The sequence below is a fragment of the bacterium genome (assembly GCA_021372775.1).
In the GTDB taxonomy this organism is placed as follows: Bacteria; Acidobacteriota; Polarisedimenticolia; order J045; family J045; genus JAJFTU01.
The window spans coordinates 1-4144 of sequence record JAJFTU010000406.1 but is presented as its reverse complement, the minus strand read 5'-3'; the positions used below and the strand labels follow the sequence as shown (position 1 = coordinate 4144).

Genomic DNA, 4144 nt, shown 5'->3' with positions numbered 1-4144 from the left:
GATCGCCGCCGGCGCGCAGCGGGTGCTCAACCCCTACGAGCGGGGCGGCCAGATGATGGCCCACATCGTCCTGCGCCCGCAGCTCAGCGACTTCATGGAGGACCTCTTCGCGCGCGAGCTGGAGGTCAACGTGGAGGAGGTCGCGGTCGCCGACGGGTCGCCGCTCGTCGGTCAGACGCTGCGCGAGAGCCCGATCCGGCGCGAGCTCGACATCATCGTCGCCGTGATCGTCCGGAGCGACGGGCGGAAGGCCTTCAACCCCTCGCCGGACGAGACGCTCGTCGCCGGCGAAACGCTGATCGTCCTCGGCCGCCCCGCGGCGCTCGACCGTCTGCGCCTGCTGGCGCGCGGCTAGCGCGCGGCGATTCGGTCCGACGATCCGCGGGACGCGCCGACCGCCCCTGCGCGGACCGGTCGTCCCGCGCGGGACGAAGCGCCGCGCGTCGCTCTCCCCGTCACCTGAACAGCGCGAGGCAGAAGCCGAACAGCAGCGTCGGCGCGATCACCAACGCCGCGAGCCCGCCCAAGGCCGCCGCCGTCCGTTTCGCGCGCAGCAAAAAGACGAAGGCCGCGAGCAGGCCGGCGAGAGCGAGAAACGGCGACGTCTGCGCCGCAAAGTCGCCGAGGGGCAGCACGAGCGAGAAGACGAACGCCACGCCGATCGGGAATCCGAAGAACCCGACGCCGAATTCCAGCAAGCGGGCGGAGAACGGCCTGCGCCGCGGAGCGGCCTCGCCGATCCCTTCGCGCTCCTCCGTCGCCCCGCCCTGGAGCGTCTTGTCGCCGTCCCGCTCCGCCGCGCGGGCGAGCGCGGGAGCGAAGATCGTCAGCCGCAGCGCGAGCGCGGCGACGCAGCCGAGGGCCGTCGTCCACCCCAACGGCGCGAGGAGCAACGTCTGGGCCGGCGCGATGCTTGCCGGCGAGAACGCGTTGATCGCCCGGCAGAGGATGGACGCTCCCGCGCAGGCGGCGGCGGCGACGTAGACGCCGCGCGGCGCCCGCGCCGCGGCGAGCGCCGCTTCCGCCGTCCGGAGCCACCAAAGGAGAGCGCCGGCGACCGCCGCCGCGACGAGCGCAAAGACGACGCCGCCGAGCGGGGCGAACGTCGTCTCCGCCGTCGAGTCCCGTCCGAACCGTTGCGCAAGCAGCCCGAGGGCGCAGTAGCCCAGCGCGGCCGCGGCGAGCGTCGCCGAAGCGACGCCGAGCCGCCGCGCCTCATGGCCCTGCGGCGCGGCGGCCAGTCGGCCGGCGCCGCGCAGCATCAGGGCCCCGACGAACCAAAGGAGGCCCGTCAGCGCCCACGACAGCGCGATGAAGCGGAAGCGGCGGCCATACGCGGGCCCCGCGGGCAGCAGTTCGAACGGAAGCCAGAGGTAGGAGACCGCGAAGCTCGCGCAGAGGAGATAGAGCCCAATGCGCACCCGGCCTCTAGCCGGCGACGTTGCAGCGCCGAAGTTCATGCCGCCTCCCATCGTCGCCGGGCGCGCCGAATCCAGCCGCGACCGCGCCCTTCCGCGCGGCGTCGTCCAGAAGGCCCGCGCTCCGCGTCGGACGTCGCCGAGGATGCGCGTCGCGCCAGGCGTCCTCTCGCCGCGCGCGCTCGCCGAGAGGTCATAGTTCCCCGCACCCGTGGGGCGCGAGAAGGACTGGCCGGCACCGTCCTATTCACTGCCGCTCACGCCGCGGGAGATCGTTCCATCTCCTTTCTCGTGACCTCTTCGAACACAATCGACACACCATCCGCGGCTGTGTCTTTCCGGACGACGTTCCCCATCGCCGCGAATCGCACCACCAACTTGTCGTCCGACATCCATCTGACACTCACAAGCTCGGGGTAGCCGACGCAGAACAGGACGAGTCTCTTGGAGTGGAACAGGCTCCAACGGGACTCCGCGGCCTCGACATAGACGAACACCGTATCCCTGGCCGTGACGTTGTAGCGCCCCGCAAAGACGGTCGCGACATGCCGGCCGTCCGGGCTCACGCACGCCGCCGCCTTCTCCCGCTTCTCGTCGCAGCCGACCAGCAGAAGGCTCGCGGCGCACAAGATCGCCGGCCACGCGTTCATCGCTTCTTGCCTCCGTGCATTTCCACGCAACAGCCACGACCCGGCAAGGCTCGGGCTATCCCGAGCGATGCTGGTTTAGGCGCCGCCAACGATCAGGGCAGATGCGTACGGGAGTCACACAGGCAGTCCGCTCGGCAGCGGGCACATCGGAAACGCGCTCCAACATCCTGAACATGATACCGACCCGCAAAGCCACAGTCAGCTCGGATCACCTTTCGGGCGGCAGGCCGGTCGCTGCGCCGCTCCCAACGATGGGATTGAGACTGCGTGATTACGGGCCCGCCTCAGCGAGCGACTTTACAGAAGAGATGTTGTTTTCCCGAGCGCACGCGAAAGCACCATCGAGACAAATCGCAAGCCGGGCTAGAACGCGACCCCATCCATCAATGAGGAGAGCACGAACTCGTGGCCGGAGAGCCAATCCCCGACTCTCGACCGCGGCTTGTTCCTGAGGGAGTCGGCGCTCTTGAAAACCGGGATGCGCACGATAACGTTCCACGCACCGCATCCTGCTTCGGGACCGGCCGTGAACACGAGAGTCCTGCGTTGGCCCCGCGGCAGTTCCTGAAAGTCGAGCGGATCGTCCGCCCGGCTGGTCCAGCCGCCGCGCAACCGATTCTCCCGTCGCCAGCTGTATGCGCTCTGATCGACGTACAGCGCGCGATGCGCGCCGTCCCACCAGACCACGCCGTCATTCTCCGGGATCAGAAATACGGAACACCGCGACCCGTTCGACACGGTGGCCGCGATGCGCGGGCCGCTGACGACGACCTTGAGCTTCACGGAGTCATATCCGCAGAGCGCGTCGAGCGACGACATCTGGTCGCGCGGTCCGCTCGCGCAACCATGAAACCCTGCACTGCAGGCCAGCGCGAGCGCCACCGTCCGCAGAGTCCGTCCGAGGAGCCCGGTGGTCCGGACACGCCCTGAACGACAGCCGCGCTGCCCAAGAGGTGAGCACGCCCCGTGCGAGCTATCCCGTCCTGGCGTAGGCAATCCACCCCCTTCGCGTTCGGCTCTCACCTGTATTCGGGGGTTCCGCTCAATCCATGCCGAAGATCAGAAGCCTCAAAAGCGCGATGCAAATTCCAACCACCCCAATGAGCATTGTCCTCCTGAACTGCTTGAAATACATGGCCCGTAGCGGGTTCCGGGGCAGGGGATACGCGACGTGAAGAACAACATGACCGCGCAACCTACACCCACAGCGCCGAGCAGCAGCACGATTCTCATCATTTCTCTTTGTCCTTGGAGGGAGCGGACTCCTTTGATGCCGATTTTGATTCCTTGGACCCTGGCTGCGTTGTCTTGCTCTTCTCCGGTCCTGCCGCAGCCGCCGCAGCAGCGCGAGCGAGATCGCATCCAGCCGAAGCGGCGGCGTCCGCCACCTTCTCCTTCGTAGCCGCGGCCGCCACCTTCGCTTCGCCCTTGAGAAGCGACTTCGCCCCTTCGGCGGCACCGAGCGAGACAAGGGAAAGGCCAACATCCTTGGCGCCATCCCAGCTAGGATCCAGCACGAAGGCCGCCACTTCGGCAGCGACACTGATGTCGCCCGCAACACCTGCCACTTGTGCCGGAACCCCGGCTTCCGGCGCGCCCGCTGGTCCCGCCGCAAGTACGCCCGCGGCAGCGACTGCGGCAACGACCTCGACTTTGGATGCAGTTGCGGCCATCGTTTTCAACCCCTTCGCCGCCGTCTTCCTATTATCGTTGAAACGCTCGAGACCCGACCTCAACGCATCCCCAATCTGCTGGAACACGCGCGGTGTCCGTCCGTCAGGGTCAACCGACAGGACCGGCGAGTCCTCAACATAGACAAACCGATTCCATGTCTGCGGCAGTTCCGGCTTCGCCGTCCCCGGGAGCGGATCGACGCTCAGGAACCGCCCCAGCGAGGCCGGGTAGTACCGGGCGAGCATGTAGTCGAGCCCGGTTTCCTCGTCCCGCTCGTGGCCCGTGAACTTCTTCCGGCTGGCCGAGCCGGCCGCGCCCATCTCGCCGCCGAACGGGTAGTAGTCGTGCCCCTCCAGCCGCCCGCCGGCGGCGTCCGTCACGATCCGCAGGCTGCCGAGGTGG

General features: G+C 68.2%; 5 protein-coding genes. 1 reads left to right on the top strand and 4 read right to left on the bottom strand.

Annotated features, from left to right (window positions below; translation table 11 throughout):
- Positions 1-355: potassium channel protein (locus tag LLG88_13870; protein MCE5247995.1), on the top strand; the 355-nt coding region annotated here is incomplete at its 5' end.
- A 100-nt stretch (positions 356-455) separates the two neighbouring features.
- Here LLG88_13870 and LLG88_13865 read toward each other — a convergent pair.
- From LLG88_13865 to LLG88_13850, 4 genes are all read right to left on the bottom strand, one after another.
- The gene (locus LLG88_13865) at positions 456-1460 is read right to left on the bottom strand and encodes a hypothetical protein (protein MCE5247994.1); all 1005 of its coding nucleotides are present in this window, start codon (positions 1458-1460) and stop codon (positions 456-458) included.
- A gap of 215 nt (positions 1461-1675) precedes the next feature.
- Positions 1676-2068: a hypothetical protein gene (locus LLG88_13860; protein ID MCE5247993.1), complete on the bottom strand. Its 393-nt coding sequence runs from the start codon at positions 2066-2068 to the stop codon at positions 1676-1678.
- Between the two features lie 363 nt (positions 2069-2431).
- A complete protein-coding gene (locus LLG88_13855; protein ID MCE5247992.1) occupies positions 2432-2950 on the bottom strand; it encodes a hypothetical protein in 519 nt (172 codons plus the stop codon).
- Between the two features lie 350 nt (positions 2951-3300).
- Positions 3301-4144 (bottom strand): RHS repeat-associated core domain-containing protein (locus LLG88_13850; protein MCE5247991.1); only part of this gene is annotated, 844 nt, incomplete at its 5' end.

Bases quoted from the DNA above. Each gene is read 5' to 3' on its own strand.
- LLG88_13865 (MCE5247994.1), bottom strand. From the start codon at position 1,460: ATGAACTTCGGCGCTGCAACGTCGCCGGCTAGAGGCCGGGTGCGCATT.
- LLG88_13860 (MCE5247993.1), bottom strand. From the start codon at position 2,068: ATGAACGCGTGGCCGGCGATCTTGTGCGCCGCGAGCCTTCTGCTGGTC.